This is a genomic window from Phyllobacterium zundukense, from assembly GCF_002764115.1.
GTDB lineage: Bacteria > Pseudomonadota > Alphaproteobacteria > Rhizobiales > Rhizobiaceae > Phyllobacterium > Phyllobacterium zundukense.
Genome location: NZ_CP017940.1, coordinates 1,935,054 through 1,957,811 on the forward strand (window position 1 = coordinate 1,935,054; position 22,758 = coordinate 1,957,811).

Sequence of the window (22,758 nt, forward strand, 5' to 3'; positions counted from 1 at the left end):
GGTTGACGAACCGGCTTATTCGGCCGGCTGGCCTGTCATGTCCGTCAGCATCGGGCCAGCCTTCACAGCCGTTGCACCCGACTCCTTGCGGCGCTCGTCGATGATCAACTCGTCGCGGGCTCCGGCAATGCGGCGGATCTGCTTGACCGTGCCGCCGGTACCTGCCGGGATCAGACGTCCAACAATGACGTTTTCCTTCAGGCCCTGCAGAGCATCCATCTTGCCGGCAACAGCGGCTTCCGTGAGGACGCGCGTTGTTTCCTGGAAGGACGCTGCCGAGATGAACGACGGCGTCTGCAGCGAGGCTTTGGTGATGCCGAGCAGCACAGGAGTGCCGTAGCCTGGCTTCTTGCCATCCTCTTCAAGACGCTCGTTGATTTCGTCCAGCTCGATCCGGTCAACATGATCGCCGGGGATGAAGCCGGTGTCGCCGGACTCGGTGATCTCGACCTTCTGCAGCATCTGACGAACAATCACTTCGATGTGCTTGTCGTTGATCAGAACGCCCTGCAAACGATAGACTTCCTGGATTTCGTTAACGAGGTAGGAAGCCAGAGCCTCCACGCCCTTGATGGCCAGGATGTCATGCGGTGCCGGGTTGCCGTCGAGGATATAATCGCCCTTTTCAATGGCATCGCCGTCCTGAAGATGGAAAGGCTTGCCCTTGGGGATCAGATACTCGACAGGCTCAAGCGTCTCGTCGTTCGGTTCGATGACGATGCGACGCTTGTTCTTGTAATCGCGGCCGAAGCGAACCGTACCATCGATTTCGGCGATGATCGCATGATCCTTCGGACGACGGGCTTCGAACAGTTCCGCAACGCGCGGCAGACCACCGGTGATGTCCTTGGTCTTGGCGCTTTCCATCGGAATACGGGCAAGAACGTCACCCGCCTTCACGTGCGAGCCGGGCTCGACCGAAAGGATCGATTCCACGGACAGCTGGAAGCGTGCATCGCCACCCTTTGCAAGTTTCAGAACCTTGCCGGCCTTGTCCTTGACGACGATGGCAGGCTTCAGATCCGAACCGCGCGGGGTCGAACGCCAGTCGATAACCACGCGCTTGGTGATACCGGTGGACTCGTCCGTCGTTTCCGTAACCGAGAGGCCATCGACCATGTCTTCGAATTCGACATGACCTTCGACTTCCGTCATGACCGGACGGGTATACGGATCCCACTCGGCCACACGCTGGCCACGCTTAACGTTATCGCCGTCATCGACATAGATACGCGAACCGTAGGTGACGCGGTGTGTAGCGCGTTCCTTGCCGGTCGCATCGAGGATGACGACGGCCATGTTGCGGCCCATGACGACCAGATGGCCATCAGAGTTACGCACCACGTTGCGGTTGCGGATCTGCACGGTGCCTTCATAGCTGGCTTCGAGGAACGACTGATCGACCACCTGTGCCGTACCACCAAGGTGGAACGTACGCATCGTCAACTGCGTGCCTGGCTCACCGATCGACTGAGCAGCGATAACGCCGACAGCTTCACCCTGGTTGACCGGCGTACCACGGGCCAGATCGCGGCCGTAGCACTTGGCGCAGATGCCGCCACGGGTCTCACAGGTAAGAGCCGAACGGATGCGGATCGACTGAACGCCAGCCTTCTCGATGGCATCGACATCGAATTCGTCGATGATGTTGCCACCGGTGACAAGCACGTCGCCCGAAATCGGATGCAGGATGTCTTCGAGTGCCGTACGGCCGAGAACACGCTGGCCGAGGGTCGCAACAACCTGGCCGGCATCAACGATCGGCTGCATGGTGAGGCCCGTCGTCGTGCCGCAATCCACGGAGATGACAATGCAATCCTGCGCGACGTCAACAAGACGGCGTGTCAGATAACCGGAGTTAGCCGTCTTCAAGGCGGTGTCGGCGAGACCCTTGCGGGCACCGTGGGTCGAGTTGAAGTACTCGTTCACGGTCAGGCCTTCCTTGAAGTTCGAAATGATCGGCGTTTCGATGATTTCGCCCGAAGGCTTGGCCATCAGACCGCGCATACCGCCCAGCTGACGCATCTGGTTCGGCGAACCACGAGCACCGGAGTGCGACATCATGTAGATCGAATTCATCTGCTTCTGGCGGCCAGTAACAGGATCGAACTCGACGGCCTTGATGCGCGCCATCATTTCATCGGCGACCTTCTCGGTGCACTTGCCCCAAGCGTCAACGACCTTGTTGTACTTCTCGCCCTGAGTGATCAGGCCGTCATTGTACTGCTGCTCATATTCGGTTGCCAAAGCTTCGGTTTCAGCAACCAGCTTCGCCTTGGTTTCCGGAATGACCATGTCGTCCTTGCCGAAGGAAATACCGGCGCGGCAGGCATGGCTGAAGCCGAGCTGCATGATGCGATCGCAGAAAATGACCGTCTCTTTCTGACCGCAATGGCGATAGACCGTGTCGATCATCTTGGAGATGTTCTTCTTGGTCATTTCCTGATTGCAGATGTCGAAAGGCACATTGTGATGCTTCGGCAGAAGCTCACCGATGATCATGCGGCCAGGCGTGGTCTCGAAAATCTTCGACGTCGGCTTGCCGTCCGCATCAATGCTCTTGAAGCGGCCCTTGATCTTGGTGTGCAGGGTAACAGCACCGCTGCCGATGGCATGGTGAAGTTCGCCCATATCGGCAAAGGCCATGCCCTCGCCCGGCTCCTTAGCCGCAACGATCGACAGATAGTACAGCCCCAGAACCATGTCCTGCGACGGAACGATAACCGGCAGACCGTTTGCGGGATGCAGGATGTTGTTCGTCGACATCATCAGAACGCGTGCTTCAAGCTGCGCTTCCAGGGAAAGCGGAACGTGAACAGCCATCTGGTCACCGTCGAAGTCCGCGTTGAAAGCGGTACAGACGAGCGGATGCAGCTGGATTGCCTTGCCTTCGATCAGGGTGGGTTCGAATGCCTGGATACCAAGACGGTGCAGCGTCGGCGCACGGTTCAGGAGAACCGGATGCTCGCGGATGACCTCGTCAAGAATATCCCAGACTTCCGGCTTTTCCTTTTCAACCAGCTTCTTTGCCTGCTTGACGGTCGAGGAATACCCCTTGGCGTCAAGACGGGCATAGATGAACGGCTTGAACAGTTCGAGCGCCATCTTCTTCGGCAGACCGCACTGGTGCAACTTCAGTTCCGGACCGGTCACGATGACCGAACGGCCGGAATAGTCGACGCGCTTGCCGAGCAGGTTCTGACGGAAGCGGCCCTGCTTGCCCTTGAGCATGTCGGACAGCGACTTCAGCGGACGCTTGTTGGCACCGGTGATAACACGGCCGCGACGGCCATTGTCGAACAACGCATCAACCGATTCCTGAAGCATGCGCTTCTCGTTGCGGATGATGATGCCGGGAGCGCGCAGTTCGATCAGGCGCTTCAGACGGTTGTTACGGTTGATCACGCGGCGATAAAGATCGTTCAGATCGGACGTTGCAAAACGGCCGCCATCCAACGGAACCAGAGGACGCAGGTCCGGCGGAATGACCGGAACGATCTTCATGATCATCCATTCCGGACGGTTGCCCGACTCCAGGAAGTTCTCGACGATCTTCAGACGCTTCATCAGCTTCTTCTGCTTCAGATCCGAAGTGGTCTCGGCGAGTTCTGCACGCAGATCGCCGGCGATCTTCTCCAGATCCATCGAAGCCAGAAGTTCATGAATGGCTTCCGCGCCGATCAGAGCGGTGAAGGCGTCCTCACCGTACTCATCGACTGCGATCATGTATTCTTCTTCCGAAAGGAGCTGGTGCTCCTTAAGGGCAGTCAGGCCTGGCTCGGTCACGATGTAGTTCTCGAAATAGAGAACGCGCTCGATGCCCTTGAGGGTCATGTCGAGCAACGTGCCGATACGGCTGGGCAAAGACTTCAGGAACCAGATGTGCGCAACCGGAGCTGCGAGTTCGATATGGCCCATGCGCTCACGGCGAACGCGTGACAGCGTGACTTCCACACCGCACTTTTCGCAGATGATGCCCTTGTATTTCATGCGCTTGTACTTGCCGCACAAGCATTCATAGTCCTTGATCGGCCCGAAGATCCGAGCACAGAAGAGACCATCCCGCTCCGGCTTGAAGGTGCGGTAGTTGATCGTCTCCGGCTTCTTGATCTCACCGTATGACCAGGACAGAATCTTCTCAGGGCTGGCGATCGAAATCCGGATGGAATCGAATGCCTGCACAGGCACCTGAGGATTGAAAAGATTCATGACCTCTTGGTTCATGCCGTTTCTCCATGGGGCAGAAAGTGCCCTCTGCTTGCGATGGATATCCGCCGCCGCGGTCCATCTAGATCAAATGCCGCTTCTGCAGCGGCTCGAAACAAACTGGTCGGGTGCGCAGCGGACTGCGCACCCTTCCCTTTTTACTCTGCAGCGTCCGGCAAAGCCTGTTGCTGTTCCTGCTGACGCGTATCGTCCAGCTCGACGTTAAGTCCGAGCGAGCGCATTTCCTTGACGAGAACGTTGAAGCTCTCCGGAATACCGGCCTCGAACGTATCGTCGCCACGGACGATCGCTTCATAGACCTTGGTACGACCGGCGACGTCATCGGACTTGACCGTAAGCATTTCCTGCAGCGTGTAAGCCGCACCGTATGCTTCGAGGGCCCAGACCTCCATTTCACCGAAGCGCTGGCCGCCGAACTGGGCTTTACCACCCAGGGGCTGCTGCGTAACGAGCGAGTATGGTCCGATCGAACGGGCGTGGATCTTGTCGTCGACCAGATGGTGCAGCTTCAGCATGTAGATGTAGCCGACAGTCACCTGACGATCGAAAGTTTCACCCGTACGTCCATCGTAGAGCGTCGACTGACCCGAGGACTTCAGGCCCGCCTGTTCCAGCATCACGTTGATGTCCGGTTCATGCGCACCATCAAACACCGGTGTTGCAATCGACACGCCGCGCTTCATCTGTTCGCCAAGACGCACGATGCTCTCGTCGTCATAGTTGCGAACCGGCTCATTGCGGTCATTGTCCGGAATGATCGACTCAATCGTCGCCCGCAGCGGACCAATGTCGCCGTTACCCTGTGCGTGCTGTGCCTTGTAGGCTTCGATCAGTTCCCCGATCTTCTTGCCCATTCCGGCGCAGGCCCAGCCCAGATGCGTTTCAAGGATCTGCCCGACATTCATGCGGCTTGGCACGCCAAGCGGATTGAGCACGATGTCGACATGCGTCCCGTCTTCAAGGAACGGCATATCCTCAACAGCGGCGATACGCGAAACAACGCCCTTGTTGCCGTGACGGCCAGCCATCTTGTCGCCTGGCTGGATCTTGCGCTTCACAGCGACAAAGACCTTGACCATCTTCATGACGCCTGGAGGCATCTCGTCGCCGCGCTGGACCTTCTCGACCTTGTCCATGAAGCGCTGCTCGAGCAGCTTCTTGGAGTCGTCGTACTGGTTGCGCAGAGCTTCGATTTCGCCCTGGATCTTCTCGTCCTCGACAGCAAACTGCCACCACTGGGAACGCGGGTATTCGCCCATGACGTCCTGTGTAACGACAGTACCCTTCTTGAACGCCTTCGGTCCGGCAACGGCAGACTTGCCATTGAGAACATCGGCCAGACGGCCATAGACGTTGCGGTCCAGGATTGCCTGTTCGTCGTCGCGGTCCTTGGCCAAACGCTCGATTTCCTCGCGCTCGATAGCCATGGCGCGCTCGTCCTTTTCAACGCCGTGGCGATTGAAAACGCGAACTTCCACAACCGTACCGTAGGTCCCGGGCGGCATGCGCATCGAGGTGTCACGAACGTCCGAAGCCTTCTCACCGAAGATGGCGCGCAGAAGCTTCTCTTCCGGCGTCATCGGGCTTTCGCCCTTCGGCGTGATCTTGCCGACGAGGATATCGCCAGGCTGAACTTCGGCACCGATATACACGATACCGGCTTCGTCCAGGTTCTTCAGCGCTTCTTCCGAAACGTTCGGAATGTCACGCGTGATTTCTTCCGGTCCAAGCTTCGTGTCGCGGGCCATGACTTCGAACTCCTCGATATGGATCGAGGTGAACACGTCATCCGAAACGATCTTTTCAGACAGAAGGATGGAGTCTTCGTAGTTGTAGCCATTCCACGGCATGAACGCGACGAGCACGTTACGGCCGAGAGCCAGATCGCCCAGATCCGTCGAAGGGCCGTCAGCGATGATGTCACCCTTTTCGATCCGGTCGCCAACACGAACCAGCGGACGCTGATTGATGCAGGTGTTCTGGTTCGAGCGCTGGAACTTCATCAGGCGATAGATATCGACGCCTGACTTGCCCGGTACGAGGTCTTCCGTTGCACGGATAACGATACGGGTCGCATCGACCTGATCGACGATACCTGTACGGCGTGCACCGATAGCGGCACCGGAGTCGCGAGCGACCACCGGCTCCATGCCTGTTCCGACGAACGGCGCTTCGGCACGAACCAGAGGAACGGCCTGACGCTGCATATTCGAGCCCATCAGGGCGCGGTTGGCGTCGTCGTTTTCCAGGAACGGAATGAGCGCTGCGGCAACCGAGACGAGCTGCTTTGGCGAAACGTCCATCAGGTCCACGTTTTCACGCGGCGCCATCAGAACTTCACCCGCATGACGGCAGACAACGAACTCGTCCGTGAATGCGCCGGAAGCGTCGAGTTCCACATTGGCCTGCGCCACGTGGTACTTGGCTTCTTCCATAGCGGACAGATAAACGACTTCGTCCGTCACCTTGCCATCGATGATCTTGCGGTACGGGCTTTCGATGAAGCCATACTTGTTGACCCGGGCGAAGGTTGCGAGCGAGTTGATCAGACCGATGTTCGGGCCTTCCGGCGTCTCGATCGGGCAGATACGGCCGTAATGCGTCGGATGAACGTCGCGGACTTCAAAGCCTGCGCGCTCGCGGGTCAAACCGCCGGGTCCCAATGCCGAAAGACGACGCTTGTGCGTGATCTCGGACAGCGGGTTGGTCTGATCCATGAACTGCGACAGCTGCGAGGAACCGAAGAACTCGCGGACGGCAGCGGCTGCCGGCTTCGCGTTGATCAGGTCCTGCGGCATGACGGTATCGATTTCGATGGACGACATGCGTTCCTTGATGGCGCGCTCCATGCGGAGCAGACCAACACGGTACTGGTTTTCCATCAATTCGCCGACCGAACGCACACGGCGGTTGCCGAGATTGTCGATGTCGTCGATTTCACCGCGGCCATCGCGCAGGTCGACCAGCATCTTGACCACGGCCAGGATGTCTTCCTTGCGCAGGATACGAACGGTATCTTCCGCATCGAGATCAAGGCGCATATTCATCTTCACGCGGCCAACGGCTGAGAGATCATAACGCTCTGAATCGAAGAACAGCGACTTGAACATGGCCTCGGCCGAGTCAATCGTTGGCGGTTCACCCGGACGCATGACGCGGTAGATGTCGAACAGCGCGTCCTGGCGGTTTTCGTTCTTGTCCACGGCAAGCGTGTTGCGAATGTACGGTCCGATATTGACATGGTCGATATCGAGAACGTTGATTTCGCTGACACCGGTATCGAGCAGAACCTTGAGCGTCTTCTCATCAAGCTCGTCGCCGGCTTCGAGATAGACTTCACCGGTTTCCATGTTGACGATGTCTTCGGCAAGATAGGTGCCCAACAGGTCGTCTTCGGTCGCCTTGATGAACTTGAGGCCCTTTTCAGCAAACTGCTTTGCACTGCGTGCCGTCAGCTTCTTGCCGGATTCGAGAATGACTTCACCGGTATCAGCGTCAATAACGTCAGTCGTCGCCTTGAATCCGCGGAAACGGTCCACGGAGAAAGGAATCCGCCAGGTATCCCCATCACGGTTGAAGGCGATGGAGTTGTAGAAGGTCGACAGGATTTCTTCCGAATCCATGCCAAGCGCCATCAATAGCGATGTCGCAGGAATCTTGCGGCGGCGATCGATACGCGCATAGACAACATCCTTGGCGTCGAATTCGATATCGAGCCAGGAACCGCGATAAGGAATGACGCGCGCGGCAAACAGAAGCTTGCCGGACGAATGCGTCTTGCCCTTGTCATGATCGAAGAAGACGCCCGGCGAACGGTGCATCTGCGATACGATCACGCGCTCGGTGCCGTTGACAATGAACGTGCCGTTGTCGGTCATGAGCGGCATGTCGCCCATGTAAACGTCCTGTTCCTTGATGTCCTTGATCGACTTCGCGCCGGTATCTTCGTCAATATCGAACACGATGAGGCGCAGCGTCACCTTGAGCGGCGCAGCATAGGTCAAATCGCGCTGACGGCATTCGTCAACGTCGAACTTTGGAGCTTCGAATTCGTACTTGACGAATTCGAGCATGGAAGCACCAGAGAAATCCGAAATCGGGAATACAGACTTGAATACAGCCTGCAAGCCTTCATCCAGACGCCCGCCCTTGGGCTCTTCCACCATCAGAAACTGATCGTAGGAAGCTTTCTGAACCTCGATGAGGTTCGGCATCTCTGCGACTTCCGGAATCTTACCGAAAAACTTGCGTACGCGCCTACGACCATTGAAAGAATGGGTCTGAGCCATCGTCGCTCCTCGTCTTTATGCCAGAAACTGGCCTGTTTCTTAAAACCGCGTATGCGGCCCCGTGAACGGGACAAAACCCGTTTCCTGAAAGCATCGAAATTGCCGTCAGGAAAAGGGTTCAGTACCGGAACCCCCGAAGGGGATAGTTGGCGGACAGGTTGCCCTGCCCGCCAATAACGCAAGACTTACTTGAGTTCGACCTTGGCGCCAGCAGCTTCGAGCTGTGCCTTGATCTTGTCAGCTTCGTCCTTGGTAGCAGCTTCCTTGACCGCCTTAGGAGCGGCTTCAACGAGGTCCTTGGCTTCCTTGAGGCCGAGACCGGTGATAGCGCGTACTTCCTTGATCACGTTGATCTTGTTAGCACCGGCTTCGGTCAGAACGACGTCGAATTCAGTCTTTTCTTCAACTGCAGCAGCAGCTGCACCACCGCCAGCGGCAGCAGCAACAGCAACCGGAGCAGCGGCAGAAACGCCCCACTTCTCTTCAAGAAGCTTCGAAAGTTCAGCAGCTTCGAGAACGGTCAGGTTGGACAGGTCGTCTACGATCTTTGCGAGATCAGTCATTTTGGTATTCCTTTACAAGGTTCGATATTTTGACAGCGAGAACGGCCTTATGCCGCTTCGTCCTTCCGGGCATAGGCGCCGAAAACGCGGGCAAGCTGACCTGCCGGTGCGTTGACGATCTGAGCGATGCGGGTAGCCGGTGTCTGGATCATACCAACCAGCTTTGCGCGCAACTCGTCGAGTGATGGAAGTGCGGCCAGAGCCTTCACACCATCCGGGTCGAGAGTTGTTGCTCCCATCGAGCCACCGAGGATGACGAGCTTTTCGTTACCCTTGGCAAATTCAATGGCGATCTTTGGTGCCGTAATCGGATCGTTGGAATAGGCAACGAGTGTCTGACCTGTGAACAGGTCAGCGATACCTTCCGAATCCGTGCCCTGAAGAGCGATCTTGGCAAGGCGGTTCTTCGCGACTTTAACGGTGCCACCAGCATCACGCATCTTGGAGCGAAGATCGCTCAGCTGCGCAACGGTGAGACCGGTATAGTGGGCCACGACAACTGAACCAGAGTCCTTGAAGACCCCATTCAGCCACGCGACGAATTCGCGCTTTTCCGCTTTTTCCACTGTCTCTCTCCATTTGACAGAAACGCTTGATTGCGTCCCTGCCGGGTTGCCTTTTGCTGCAAGGGGCCAACTCGAAAACTGGAACCACACAGCACTTGAGGATCCTGTCCCCCCTGCTTCGCCGAAATCGGCTGCAAGCGAAAGGCAACTACGGTTCGAACCTTGTTCATTGGGCGATGCCCTCAAAACCTGGTTGTTCCACGTCTCATGCGGGTTCTTGCGATATTAAGGCGAACCACCCGCAATCTCGGACAGGATAACCGGACTTTCATCCGGTTATCCAGGCCCCGAAGGGCCTGGAATTCTTATCATCTCAAACGGTTAGGCTTGAGAGTTCAATCAACAGTTACGCAGGACGTACGGTTGATGGATCGATCTTGACGCCAGCGCCCATCGTCGAAGAAATCGCGACACGCTTGACGTATTCACCCTTGGCGCCAGCTGGCTTTGCCTTGGTGACTGCATCGGCGAATGCCTTGATGTTCTCTTCCAGCGCCTTGGCATCGAAGGATGCCTTGCCAACGCCAGCGTGAACAATACCGGCCTTCTCGACGCGGAACTCGACGGCACCGCCCTTGGAAGCCTTGACGGCAGCAGCGACGTCAGTGGTAACCGTACCGACCTTCGGGTTTGGCATCATGCCGCGCGGGCCGAGAACCTTACCGAGACGGCCGACGAGCGGCATCATGTCCGGAGTGGCAATGCAGCGATCGAAATCGATCTTGCCGCCATTGACGATCTCGAACAGATCTTCCGCACCAACGACATCAGCACCGGCCTTCTTGGCTTCTTCAGCCTTTTCGCCGCGGGCAAACACAGCCACGCGAACCGTACGGCCCGTACCATTCGGCAGATTGACAACGCCGCGAACCATCTGGTCCGCATGGCGGGGATCAACGCCGAGATTCATTGCAACTTCGATCGTCTCGTCGAACTTGGCAACCGCACGCTCCTTGACCATGGCAATAGCCGAAGTCAGGTCATAGAGCTTGTTGCGGTCAACGCCTTCACGAACCTTCGCTACACGCTTTGAAAGTTTTGCCATCGTCTCAGCCCACCACTTCCAGGCCCATCGAACGGGCAGAACCTTCGACCATGCGCATGGCGGCTTCAACGTCCGCTGCGTTCAGGTCTTTCATCTTTGCTTGAGCGATTTCGCGGACCTTGTCGCGCGAGATCTTGCCAGCAACAACCTTACCTGGTTCTTTCGAACCGGACTTCAGGTTTGCAGCCTTCTTGAGGAAGTAAGACACCGGCGGCGTCTTCATCACAAAGGTGAAGGACTTGTCCTGATAATATGTAATCACGACCGGAATGGGCGAACCCTTTTCCAGTTCCTGCGTAGCCGCATTGAAGGCCTTGCAGAATTCCATGATGTTGATGCCGCGCTGACCAAGTGCCGGTCCGATCGGCGGGGACGGCGTTGCCGATCCTGCCGAAACCTGCAGCTTGAGCTGGCCTGCTACTTTCTTAGCCATAACTTCTCTGCCTTTACATTGTGCCGGAAAACCGGCGGTTGCAGTTTGGTGGTGCGGCTTGATGGTCCGGCTAAGACCGACTCACCTCCCACCATGTTTGCCACTGATGTGGCGGCAGCTCAGGGAGCCGCCAGATGGATCAGACCTTTTCGACCTGACCAAATTCCAGATCGACCGGCGTAGCGCGGCCGAAAATCGAAACCTCTACCTTGAGGCGCGAACGCTCTTCGTCGACTTCCTGAACAGTGCCGTTGAACGAAGCAAACGGACCATCGGCAACCCGAACGCTTTCGCCAATCTCGAACGAGATCGAAGCCTTTGGACGCTCGACACCTTCCTGGACCTGAGTCAGGATGCGCTCGGCTTCCTTGTCGGAGATGGCGATCGGCTTGTTGTCCGAACCGAGGAAGCCCGTCACTTTCGGCGTGTTCTTGATCAGATGATAGGCATCATCCGTCAACTCGGCACGAACCATGACATAGCCCGGGAAGAACTTGCGCTCAGCATCGACCTTGCGGCCACGACGCACTTCGACCACTTTTTCAGTCGGCACGAGGATCTTCTCGAAAAGGTGCGACAGACCCTTCTGCCTCGCCTTTTCTTCGATCGACTCTGCGACCTTCTTTTCAAAATTCGAATAGGCGTGAACGATATACCAGCGCGCGGTCATTATTGATTCCCAATCCCGATTTTCTTGTCAGCCTGCGTTAACGACCAAGACCGAGAACGAGATCGATCCCGTACGCCATCAACTGATCAGCCGCGAAAAAAAAGATCGCAGCAAAAAACGCCATTACCATCACCATCGCGGTGGAAATGAGCGTTTCGCGACGCGAAGGCCAGGTGACCTTTGCGGTTTCAGCGCGCACTTGCTGAAAAAAAGTTATTGGATTCGTTTTGGATGCCATTTACCGCTCGTGCGTGTCATGTTGCTGTAAACATGCTGTGTTGCAATCGTCACAACACCATCTGTCCACACCATTACGGCCCGTAAAGCTGACCGTTCAGCTCCACGCACCGCGTGTCTGTTGATGTTACATAGAACCGATTCCGGTAAAACACAAGGCCCCGGATTCGTTTCTTTCCAAACATCTGCGCGATACACCATCCAATCGTGTACGGGCAGACTATGCATTGGCAGGGGAGACAGGATTCGAACCTGCGACCTACGGTTTTGGAGACCGCCGCTCTACCAACTGAGCTACTCCCCTACGTTCGGGGCGTACATTCCACAAACCCGCTGTTATTTCAAGCCCTATCGGCATTGCTTTGCAGGAATTAGAACGCCGGCAGGCACTCTTGCCCGGCAAATGCCCGCATTCGCCGCTATTGCACCTTCTTAAGCTGGGTTAGAACGCAGTTTTCAAGAGGGAAAGGCTGCCCGCAGTTACTGATCGCCACGCTCCGTCGCCAATCCGTATTGCTCGAGTTCTTCCGCGGAGAGAATCGCAATATCACTCGCGGGAATTGCCAGCATCCGCTCAACCAGTGTTTTATTTACCCCCATCTCCATGAAATAGCGGTCGATGTGCCTGCGTTGCGACTTGCTCAGGTCGGTCGTCGTATAGCTGCCGGTTGTCTTGCGATTGAGCACGCGCGTATTGACGGTTTTCCGCTTGCCTTTGACAATTCGATAGGTTGTCTCGTACCTCGTCATCATTTTCGTGACGGTCGTCGTAATCTGATGGATGCCGACTTGCGACCACAGACTGACCGACCTTTTTGTTCCCGCAGCAAGTATAAAGGGACAGGCCGACAGACAATTGGCAAATCCGGGATAGGAATAACCGGAGAAGGCACCGTCCTGATAAGGCGACTTGCAACCCTTCTGATCCGGATGACATCGTGTGAAGCTGGTGCTCCCAACCGAAACATTCAGCCTGCCCTTTCGGATCATCCGGCCCATTTCCATCGCAGCGTCTACGTTGCCGCCATTCGAATCAATCACGATGGGCAGCTTCCTTTTTCCCAGTTGCTTGAGAACCTTGCGTAGCTTCGATGGCGAGTTCGTCATGATCGTGCCAGATGCCGATATCCACTCAGGACACAACGGCTCGCAGCTCGGGCTCGCGTTACGGACAATTACGAAGCGCATGGCAGTGTCAGAAGGCGTATAGGGTTCGAATTGCTTGGGCTGCTTTGCAGCCGGCTTCGGCACCGTCGCAACCGGAGCTGTTTGAGGTAACTCCGGCAGTCTTGCAGGCGTGTAGGGCGTGAATTGCTGGGGCCTGCCACCTATCGACGGCGGCACTACATCAGGCAACCTGGCCGGCGCGTAAGGACAGGTTGTGATGCCGCAATCCATTTTGGGAAAAGTCGGTAATCGCGGCGGCGCGTAAGGCACGCTGGTATTTCCGGGCTCCGGGCCCGAGCCGGCCACGTCGGCTTGGCTTGTGCTGTTGACAAGGAGAACCGACAGGCAAAGCCAAAACAGACCAAAACGCAACGCCACACCCAATATCCCAATATCACCAGATGGCCGTAGTCGTCTGGGCAGGAACGCCACCCCATGCTCTGCCCAAAGTTATTTATCCGCAGAATCCCGGCATTTGCTACAGTTATTTCAATCGTCCGAAGAACCAATCCGGTAATACAAAAAAGGCGGCCAACTCGGCCGCCTTTTCCAATTCTAAATTCGTTCGATGCAGTCGTTTACTCAATGATCGACGATACGATGCCTGCACCGACGGTGCGGCCACCTTCACGGATAGCGAAGCGCAGCTTCTCTTCCATCGCGATCGGCACGATCAGCGTCACATCGACTGCGATGTTGTCGCCGGGCATGACCATTTCCGTGCCTTCCGGCAGCGTCACTACACCCGTCACGTCGGTCGTGCGGAAGTAGAACTGCGGACGGTAGTTGGTGAAGAATGGCGTATGACGGCCACCTTCATCCTTCGTCAGGATATAGGCTTCTGCCTTGAACTTGGTGTGCGGCTTGACCGAACCTGGCTTGGCAAGGATCTGGCCGCGCTCGACGCCTTCACGGTCAACACCGCGAAGCAAGGCACCGATGTTGTCGCCAGCCTGGCCCTGATCGAGCAGCTTGCGGAACATTTCAACGCCGGTCACCGTCGTCTTCGACGTCGGCTTGATGCCGATGATCTCGACTTCTTCGCCGACCTTGACGATCCCGCGCTCAACGCGGCCCGTCACAACCGTACCACGGCCGGAGATCGAGAACACGTCTTCGATCGGCATCAGGAACGGCAGGTCAACCGGACGCTCTGGCGTCGGAATGTACTTGTCGACTTCCGCCATCAGCGCGCGTACCGCGTCTTCGCCGATTTCCTTGTTGGAGTCTTCCAGCGCAGCCAAAGCCGAACCCTTGACGATCGGAATGTCGTCGCCCGGGAAGTCGTACTTCGACAGAAGCTCGCGTACTTCCAGCTCAACCAGTTCGAGCAGCTCGGCATCGTCAACCTGGTCGACCTTGTTCAGGAACACCACAATCGCCGGAACGCCAACCTGACGGGCCAGAAGAATGTGCTCGCGCGTCTGCGGCATCGGGCCGTCGGCAGCCGACACAACCAGGATCGCGCCGTCCATCTGTGCCGCACCGGTGATCATGTTCTTCACATAGTCGGCGTGGCCGGGGCAATCGACGTGCGCATAGTGACGCGCCGCCGTCTCATATTCAACGTGCGCCGTCGAGATCGTGATGCCGCGCGCCTTTTCTTCCGGCGCTGCGTCGATCTGGTCGTACGCCTTGTACTCTCCAAAATACTTCGTAATCGCTGCCGTCAACGACGTCTTGCCATGGTCAACGTGACCAATCGTGCCAATGTTGACGTGCGGCTTGTTACGTTCAAACTTGCTCTTAGCCATAGCTGTCGTTCTCTCGTCATCACAACCGGTCTTGCGCCGGTACCATGTTTGTAGCTCAGACGAGACAGCAAGCCGTCCGTCAGCACAGTCACCCGCTCGATCAAAAACGATCAATCGGGTTTGAATTGCCTAAGCCTGCTCGTTCATATGGAAACACATGAGCGAAGGTACAATGCTCAAGACAAAATCGAAGAGCACCCCTGCGCACTGTCGCGTGCACGCGGTGCCCTTGCAAATCTGGAGCGGGTAGCGGGAATCGAACCCGCATATTCAGCTTGGAAGGCTGCTGCTCTACCACTGAGCTATACCCGCACATCATGGCGTTCGGTTCCGGCAGTGGTGGAGGGGGTTGGATTCGAACCAACGTAAGCCAAGCTAACGGATTTACAGTCCGTCCCCTTTAACCACTCGGGCACCCCTCCGGTCACTGCCGATGGAACCGCACCATATGGCACTCTGCAAAGCCTCCCGGACATGCGTCCCGGCTGCTGCTTGCGGAGGGCCTTATGCCGACTAGCCCACGTGGTGTCAACACTTCCCTTCAGAAAATGAATGGCTTGTGGAAATAGGTTGAAGAAATATGACGGTAAACGAGCCAGCGCCTGCGATTTCGGTGACAACTCGGTATCGCCTGGCCGGTCAAAAGAGTATATGTCGGCACCATGACCGATCAAAAACCTTCCCGTACACCCAAAGATTCACATTATGCGACGCTGCGCCGTCAGTTCCGCGACCAGAAGGCCGGAGGTCCGCCGCAAGCCCAGCGCGCGTCGCGCCCGGCTGTCGATGGCACCCAGGCGCCGGAAGGCCTTGTGCGGCTTTATGGCCTGCATACGGTGCGCGCTGCGCTGGACAATCCCGCGCGCCAGATCAAGCGGATGCTGGTGACGAAGAATGCGCTCGACCGGCTGGAGATTGCCGATTCGGACGCCCTGCCCTTCGACGTTGAAATTGTCGACCCACGCGCCATCGATCGCGAAACCGGTTCGGAGGCCGTGCATCAGGGCGTCATGATCGAGGCCAAGCCGCTCAAGGCCCAGTCGCTCAAGGCGCTGCAGGACAGTTCGCTGCTCCTGATTCTCGATCAGGTCACCGATCCGCACAATGTCGGCGCCATCATGCGTTCCGCCGTCGCCTTTGGTGCAGGTGCCATCATCACCACCGCACGTCACAGCCCGCAGGAATCCGGTGTTCTGGCAAAGGCCGCCTCCGGTGCCCTGGAACTTATTCCACATATCGAGGTGCGCAATCTTGCCGATGCGATCGGCGAATTGCACGAACTCGGCTTCGCAACGATCGGCCTTGATTCGGAAGGCCCGCTTGAGCTCGAGAAGACTATGGCGGAGGGCCGCATTGCGCTTGTCCTCGGCGCCGAGGGCAAGGGGCTGCGGCAGAAGACGCGTGAGACGGTCACCCACCTCGCCCGGCTGGATATGCCCGGCGCGATCAAATCGCTGAACGTTTCAAACGCCGCCGCAATCTCGCTTTATGCAGCGCAGCGTTTCCTGAGTACCAAGACCGGCTAGAAAAAAGCGAAACGATCCCGAATATTATTCGGATCAGCGGTGTTCACCTCGCGCCAGGTCTTGTCTCATGATTTGAGCGACCTGCGCGATGGAGTGCGCTGATGCTGCGAAATAGCAGGGAATCGTTTGGTTTGGTGTCGATCCTCTTTCACTGGATCATCGGCCTCATTTTTATTGGACAGATCGTGCTTGGCTATCTGATGGTCAGGGTGAGCGATTTCACCCTCCAGTTCAGCCTCTACCAGTGGCACAAATCCTTTGGCTTCCTGATTCTTGGCCTCTCTGCGTTCCGTCTTCTCTGGAAAGTCGCGAATCCTCGGCCGCGTGATCCTCAAAGCATGAGCCCGGTTGAGCGGGTAGCCGCGCATGGCGCCCATACCATCCTCTATCTCAGCCTGTTTCTTGTGCCGCTGACCGGCTGGGCGGTGGCATCGAGTTCGCCCCTGCAAATTCCGACATTCATGTTCAATCTCGTCGTGATCCCGCAACTTCCCATCACGATATCCGACGCTGCCGAGGCTTTCTGGACGGCCAGCCACGCCTGGCTCGCCTATCTATCCGCCTTCGTCGCGGTAGCGCACATCCTTGCAGCGCTGCACCACCATTTCTGGCAGAGGGATGCAATCCTCATGCGTATGCTGAGCCCGACTGCCGCGAAAAGCCGGCAAGAGGCGTTCAAACTGACAGGAAAATCATCATGAAGACCACTGACGCACTATTTTCCAACGTTCTGCGGGCGGGCATTGCCACCCTCCTTGCCTTCTCCCCGATCGCTGCCCAAGCGGACACGTTGTCCGAAGTTGCGGGGCGCTATGCTATCCAGCCCTCATCTCGTGTCGGCTTTACCGTTTCCCAGGTGGGCGGGGGCGGCATTACCGGCAATTTCAAGAAGTTCTCCGGCACGTTCGCGCTGAACAAGTCAGACATCAGCCAGTCGATGATTAATTTCACGCTCTATCCGGAAAGCGTTTCCACCGGGCAAGCTCGGATCGAGAGCTTCCTGCGCTCGGATGCGGTTTTCGACTCCGCGAATTATCCAACCATCACCTTCAAGTCGACGCAAATCACGCAGACCAGCGCCGACACGGCCGAGGTGGCCGGCATCCTGACGGCACGCGGCAAGAGCAGCCCGGCAAGTTTTCAGGCCAACCTTTCGGACCATGGCAAGAATTCGATCACCTTTCATGTACAGGGCAAGGTCATGCGCTCACGCTATGGCATGGATGTCGGCACGCCGATCTATTCCAATGTCGTCCAGTTCGACATGACCATCCGCGGTCAGCGCTCATAACTGCCAAATCCGCCTGATCAAACCGGCCTGAGGCGGCGTTCAGAGAGCCTTCGCCGCCGCCCTGCCCGCCGTGCGACCCGAGAAGATGCAGCCGCCGAGGAACGTGCCCTCGAGCGAATTGTAGCCATGCATGCCGCCGCCACCGAAGCCGGCCGCCTCGCCCACGGCATAGACGCCGGCCAGCGGCTCGCCATCTGCTTTCAGCGCCCGAGCGCTCAGATCCGTCTCGATACCGCCGAGCGATTTGCGGGTCAGGATGTTGAGCCGAACGGCGATCAGGGGTCCGTGCTTCGGATCGAGGATCTTGTGCGGCGGAACCACGCGCACCAGCCTGTCGCCAATATAATTGCGGGCGCCGCGGATGGCCGTGATCTGCGCGTCTTTCGTATAGGGATTATCGACTTCGCGGTCCCGCGCCACGATCTGCGCCCTCAGCCTGCCCGCATCGATGAGATTGTCGCCGGTCAGCGCATTCATGCGGCGCACCAGATCGGACAAATCCTTCTCGACGATGAAATCCTCGCCATTGTCTAGGAAGGCCTGGACCGGTGCAGGCACGCCGCCGAGGGCGCGCTTCGCCACCTGTCGCCAGCTTTTGCTGGTAAAGTCGGGATTCTGCTCCGAACCGGAAAGCGTGAATTCCTTCTTCACGATCGTCTGGTTCAGCACGAACCAGGAATAGTCGTAACCGGACTTCATGATGCGATCGAGCGTCGACAAGGTGTCGAAACCCGGCATGCACGGCGCCGGCAGGCGATCACCCTGCGCATCGAACCACAGCGATGACGGGCCGGGCAGGATGCGGATTGCGTGCTTGGTCCAGATCGGGTCCCAATTGTGCACGCCCTCTACATAATGCCACATGCGGTCGCCGTTGATCAGATGCGCGCCTGCCCGCTCGGCGACACCCAGCATCAGCCCGTCGACATGGTCTGGCACGCCGCTGATCAGATGTTTCGGCGTTCCCAGCCGCTTGGGCCAGTTCTTGCGCACCAGATCGTGGTTGCCACCGATACCGCCGCTTGCAACGATGATGGCTTGCGCCTTCAGGGCAAATGTGTCCGCGACAATGCGCGAGCTCGGCTCGCTGCGCCTGACGTCGCTGGGCACAAGTATCTCGCCTTCGACCCCGTCCACCGTTCCGGCGCTCGTGACCAGCGTTGTTACCCGATGGCGGAAGCGGAAGGAAATGCGGCCTTGCCGCTCGGCCTCGCGGGCGCGGCGAATGAATGGCTCGACCACGCCAAGCCCCGTTCCCCAGGTGATATGAAAGCGCGGCACCGAATTGCCGTGTCCGGTGGCCAGCGATCCGCCGCGCTCGGCCCAGCCGACGACTGGGAACCAGCGCATGCCCTGCGCATGCAGCCATGAGCGTTTCTCGCCCGCCGCAAAATCGATATAGGCCTCCGCCCATTTGCGTGGCCAATGATCTTCCTCCCGGTCGAAACCGGCCGAACCTATCCAGTCCTGCAGGGCAAGCGCCCGCGAATCCCTGATGCGCAAACGGCGCTGCTCGGGAGAATCGACAAAGAACAACCCGCCGAACGACCGCCACGCCTGTCCACCAAGCGTCTGCTCCGGCTCCTGATCGAGGATGATCACGCGTTTTCCAGCGTCGGCCAATTCCGTCGCCGCAACCAGCCCCGCGAGCCCCGCGCCGATGACGATGGCGTCGGCATCATATGCCATACTGAAACCTCCCAATTCCAACGGCCTGACAAGCCGGGTAAATTCATATTACCTTTACGTCAACGTTGTCTGTCAAAAGCCATGCTTCGGCAAGTTCGAATTGAGATGTGGAACGGAAAGCCCCGAAAACCCATCACGTTTCTCCCTTGCCACGCCCTCATCTCGAGTCTGGCCATTGAATGGTTGGGAAGACGGGCGGTCGTCGAAGCGCGTCTTTTGGTAGTGATATGCGATCCGAAGACCGCCCGTCCGGCGTTTTTCTATCGCATCCGTTCCGCGTCGCGACGGCAGCGGCCGGGCTCGTAGCCCTTACCTGACCCACCGCCCCTCACAGTGCTCGTCCAGCACGCACCGGTCCTAGTACCGGCAGGGGAACCCTTGGATGCAACTTCCGCGGGTCCGTTACCCGCCATCGGAGGCGCCGATCCTCTCCCCGCTTCGAACGGCTCCGGAAGCAGTTCCCCGTGGAAAGGACGGGAGAAGAATAAACGAGGTTTGCAGGTGTTGGATAAGTTGGCGGGATTATTTTACGTGCGGTGAGATCGGGTGAGGTTCGACCGACACCTTCTTCTCCAATAATCGTAGGGTGCCCCTTTCCGTCATCCTCGGGCTTGACCCGAGGACCCACGGTTGAGAAGGATTGGAATATCACGGCACGCAACGCATTCCAGCAAAGTGAAATTCCCAATGGCCGTTTGCGTTGACGGTTTCGTTCCCTGGATCGCGTCGGGATGGTGGATAAATTCTCGCCCTTTGCCGTGGGTCCTCGGGTCAAGCCCGAGGATGACGGAGAGGTGGGTGCCTTTTCATCCAAAGCAAGATCACTGCAAAACTACCCCTCTCTTGCGATCTCTGGCACTTGAGCTTTGCTACGCTCGCTAAGATGCCGAAATCGCTACGCGCCGCTCCCTACGCGAATCTGACCCTTGCCCGCTCGCGTGCCCGTTCGGCTTCGATGTCACGATCCCGCGACGGCGCGTGCGTATGGAGGGATGAAAGCAGACGGCGCGCCGCATCCGCGACTTCCGCAACAGCCCGGTCGAACACCTCCGCATTGGCCTGCGACGGCTTGTTGAACCCGGAGAGCTTGCGCACGAATTGCAGAGCGGAAGCGTCAATTTCATCCTGGGTCGCGGGCGGCTCGAAGTTGAACAATGTTTTGATGTTGCGGCACATGGCGGTCTCCTTGTTCTCGATCACAAAGATAAGGGCGGGCTTTGGCGTACAGCCCGCGAAATTGCTCGCAACGGAAGACCGGAGCTGCCGATGCCTTCCCGTTGGGCGACAAATGCTATCGCTATCCAAGCGCGAGGCAGCGCATTTTGCAAGATGGGACAGGCTGTAAGCGTTCAGATAGCTGTGCGGCTGGCCTGGACTTCAGGCGCGATTCCAACGTGACATCACCTGCCGGCGTTCGGATTTGTCCAGATGTACTCGAACGCAGCGACGGGGTTTGAAAACCCCTTGAAGCGCCGATGCCTCGTCTGTTTGAAGATGTCGGGACCGCCGCCCTCAAGACATATGTCTTCCGAAACGAGAATCTGGTCAGTCGCCGCAGCAGCGCACAACCGGGCGGCGCGTTGGACCGTAGAACCGAAGAGATCGTGACTGTCCTCGATGGGCTCCCCGCAATCCAAGCCGATGCGTATGTGAAGCGGCTCTGGATTACCAAGGTTGAACCGGCGGAACTCCTGCTGAATGGAAGCAGCACAATCGAGAGCTTCCGATGTAGAGGCGAAGGACGCCATAATCCCATCGCCAGTGTGCTTTACCTCATGTCCACCCGAACGGCTCAAACACCTGCGCACGATGGAGTCGTGAGCGCGGACCAATTCAGTTGCCCTCCGATCGCCGAGACGTTCGGTCATCTTGGTCGAACCCACGATATCGGTGAACATGATTGCCCGATGTCCGCAGTCCATCTGCGCACCCGAGTGATCTTCAGATGGTTCCGGGTCCTGGATGCGGCCGAGAAATGCCTCCACAGCAGAAAGCGCGACCTCCACGACCTCACCCGCCACATGGCCATGCGCTTCGCGGTGCACGCATTGCGCCGTATCCTTGTCGGGTGCATCGATGAGGCAGAAGGTGGTGCCCCGCTTGTCGTCGAACCAATATGTAAGGAACCTGACCCCATACCGGTCCTGGACTTCGAGGTCCTTGCGATGCGCCTCTGCGATCTCAGCGGCTGTAACACCCTTCATATCATGCCGGTCCATGAATATGGGCATTATCGGCTCCCTCCCAGTCTTGAACCAACTGCGAATGTCATGCAGGTGCGATTGACGCAGTTCCAATCGGCCATCGCCCGACTATCCCTGGTCCTCCGCCGAGGTTATCAACGATAGTGAACCGCCATTGTACTACACAGGTGGCTATCAGCAATCGATCCTTGCAAATCCCTTTGAAAACCCCAGGCGCCGATGCATCAAAATTATGAATTTTTAATCCAGCAGGTTGCAAAACACTCATTGGACACCGGTTGGTTGTGCACTGTAATCTGTCTTTGCTGACTGCCAAATGTCCCCCACATGCCCGCAGTCAGATTTGGGGAGGAAGACACTGCTGCAATCCCGGTTGCGCATCTTCCTCCCATTTTTTGCAGAGACGCAAAACCAGCCGCGAAACCGCTTAGCAGCGCAGGCAGACTTTGCAAAATGCGCAGCACAGGACGTTAAAAGATTGCCTATGCGTCAGGCAGGCCCACAAATTTCAGGAGAACTCATGTTCGACCACGTCAAATTCGGAGTCAGCGACTATGAAGCGAGCAAAGCGTTCTTCCTCACGGCACTCGAACCACTCGGCGTAGCTGTTGTATCGGAGGGGCCGCCGACATACGGCGTCGAGCTTAGTCCAAAGGGCAAGGCTTCATTGTGCCTGTACCAAACCGAGGAGAAGCCGGCGCATCTTCACTTGGCGTTCACGGCCGAGAATCGCCAGCAAGTCGAAGCCTTCTATCGCGCGGCTCTGGAGGCGGGTGGCAAAGATAACGGTGCGCCTGGTCTGCGCCCGCACTACCACGCGAACTACTATGCAGCGTTCGTCATTGGCCCGGACGGGCACAACATAGAAGCGGTTTGCCACGAACCTGAGGCCTAACCCTTCGATTGAGGAGACGTCAACAAGCGGGCTTCGCCCGCCTTACCAGTTCGTCGAGCGACGAGTGGCGTTTGAACAGGCTCGCCTGGGACCGCGACTTGCGGCGCTTTAGAAAAAACCGGCCCTGTCACGAAATAAGGAAAAACTAGTTAGCCATTGATGCGCGTTAGATGGTTAAAACCTTAATTTTACTCGGGCGCAA

General features: G+C 57.6%; 17 protein-coding genes and 3 tRNA genes. 4 read left to right on the top strand and 16 right to left on the bottom strand.

Annotated elements, in window-relative coordinates; all coding sequences use genetic code 11:
- Positions 1-15: 15 nt before the first annotated feature.
- The 13 genes from rpoC to BLM14_RS09770 all read right to left on the bottom strand — a co-directional run bounded on the left by rpoC (position 16) and on the right by BLM14_RS09770 (position 15,373).
- Positions 16-4,224 (bottom strand): DNA-directed RNA polymerase subunit beta', encoded by a 4,209-nt coding sequence (rpoC, locus tag BLM14_RS09710; RefSeq protein ID WP_099999170.1) that lies wholly within the window; start codon positions 4,222-4,224, stop codon positions 16-18.
- A gap of 140 nt (positions 4,225-4,364) precedes the next feature.
- Positions 4,365-8,516, bottom strand: coding sequence for a DNA-directed RNA polymerase subunit beta (gene rpoB, locus BLM14_RS09715; protein WP_099999171.1), 4,152 nt, complete (start codon positions 8,514-8,516; stop codon positions 4,365-4,367).
- Between the two features lie 185 nt (positions 8,517-8,701).
- A complete protein-coding gene (gene rplL, locus BLM14_RS09720; protein WP_099999172.1) occupies positions 8,702-9,079 on the bottom strand; it encodes a 50S ribosomal protein L7/L12 in 378 nt (125 codons plus the stop codon).
- Positions 9,080-9,126: 47 nt separating this feature from the next.
- Positions 9,127-9,645 carry a 50S ribosomal protein L10 gene (rplJ, locus tag BLM14_RS09725; RefSeq protein ID WP_099999173.1) on the bottom strand — a complete coding sequence of 173 codons (519 nt, stop codon included), beginning with the start codon at positions 9,643-9,645 and terminating at the stop codon, positions 9,127-9,129.
- A gap of 346 nt (positions 9,646-9,991) precedes the next feature.
- On the bottom strand, positions 9,992-10,690 hold the full coding sequence (gene rplA, locus BLM14_RS09730) for a 50S ribosomal protein L1 (RefSeq protein ID WP_099999174.1): 699 nt from the start codon (positions 10,688-10,690) through the stop codon (positions 9,992-9,994).
- A 4-nt stretch (positions 10,691-10,694) separates the two neighbouring features.
- Positions 10,695-11,123, bottom strand: coding sequence for a 50S ribosomal protein L11 (gene rplK, locus BLM14_RS09735; RefSeq protein WP_099999175.1), 429 nt, complete (start codon positions 11,121-11,123; stop codon positions 10,695-10,697).
- 139 nt (positions 11,124-11,262) lie between these two features.
- Positions 11,263-11,793, bottom strand: a complete 531-nt coding sequence (gene nusG / locus BLM14_RS09740; protein WP_099999176.1) for a transcription termination/antitermination protein NusG — start codon at positions 11,791-11,793, stop codon at positions 11,263-11,265.
- Positions 11,794-11,830: 37 nt separating this feature from the next.
- Entirely contained in the window at positions 11,831-12,031 is a 201-nt protein-coding gene (gene secE, locus BLM14_RS09745) for a preprotein translocase subunit SecE (protein ID WP_099999177.1), read from the bottom strand.
- Positions 12,032-12,258: 227 nt separating this feature from the next.
- Positions 12,259-12,334 (bottom strand) — tRNA-Trp (locus BLM14_RS09750).
- A 176-nt stretch (positions 12,335-12,510) separates the two neighbouring features.
- Complete coding sequence (locus BLM14_RS31005; protein WP_133123854.1) at positions 12,511-13,575, bottom strand: hypothetical protein; 1,065 nt, start codon at positions 13,573-13,575, stop codon at positions 12,511-12,513.
- Positions 13,576-13,775: 200 nt separating this feature from the next.
- Entirely contained in the window at positions 13,776-14,951 is a 1,176-nt protein-coding gene (tuf, locus tag BLM14_RS09760; RefSeq protein WP_099999166.1) for an elongation factor Tu, read from the bottom strand.
- 238 nt (positions 14,952-15,189) lie between these two features.
- Positions 15,190-15,263, bottom strand: a tRNA-Gly gene (locus BLM14_RS09765).
- Positions 15,264-15,288: 25 nt separating this feature from the next.
- Positions 15,289-15,373 (bottom strand) — tRNA-Tyr (locus BLM14_RS09770).
- Positions 15,374-15,613: 240 nt separating this feature from the next.
- On the opposite strand from BLM14_RS09770, the gene rlmB reads away from it, so the two are divergent.
- From rlmB to BLM14_RS09785, 3 genes are all read left to right on the top strand, one after another.
- Positions 15,614-16,477, top strand: coding sequence for a 23S rRNA (guanosine(2251)-2'-O)-methyltransferase RlmB (gene rlmB, locus BLM14_RS09775; protein ID WP_099999179.1), 864 nt, complete (start codon positions 15,614-15,616; stop codon positions 16,475-16,477).
- A 101-nt stretch (positions 16,478-16,578) separates the two neighbouring features.
- Entirely contained in the window at positions 16,579-17,178 is a 600-nt protein-coding gene (locus BLM14_RS09780; RefSeq protein WP_099999180.1) for a cytochrome b, read from the top strand.
- Entirely contained in the window at positions 17,175-17,768 is a 594-nt protein-coding gene (locus BLM14_RS09785) for a YceI family protein (protein ID WP_099999181.1), read from the top strand. The genes BLM14_RS09780 and BLM14_RS09785 overlap by 4 nt, the downstream gene beginning before the upstream one ends.
- 39 nt (positions 17,769-17,807) lie before the next feature.
- On the opposite strand, the gene BLM14_RS09790 is transcribed toward BLM14_RS09785, so the two are convergent.
- The 3 genes from BLM14_RS09790 to BLM14_RS09800 form a co-directional block, all read right to left on the bottom strand.
- Entirely contained in the window at positions 17,808-19,457 is a 1,650-nt protein-coding gene (locus tag BLM14_RS09790) for an FAD-binding dehydrogenase (RefSeq protein ID WP_099999182.1), read from the bottom strand.
- A gap of 909 nt (positions 19,458-20,366) precedes the next feature.
- The gene (locus BLM14_RS09795; protein WP_099999183.1) at positions 20,367-20,633 is read right to left on the bottom strand and encodes a DUF2277 domain-containing protein; all 267 of its coding nucleotides are present in this window, start codon (positions 20,631-20,633) and stop codon (positions 20,367-20,369) included.
- A gap of 224 nt (positions 20,634-20,857) precedes the next feature.
- A complete protein-coding gene (locus BLM14_RS09800; RefSeq protein ID WP_099999184.1) occupies positions 20,858-21,688 on the bottom strand; it encodes a nickel-binding protein in 831 nt (276 codons plus the stop codon).
- A gap of 493 nt (positions 21,689-22,181) precedes the next feature.
- Between BLM14_RS09800 and BLM14_RS09805 the strand changes: the two genes are divergently transcribed.
- Complete coding sequence (locus BLM14_RS09805; protein WP_099999185.1) at positions 22,182-22,556, top strand: VOC family protein; 375 nt, start codon at positions 22,182-22,184, stop codon at positions 22,554-22,556.
- Positions 22,557-22,758: the final 202 nt, after the last annotated feature.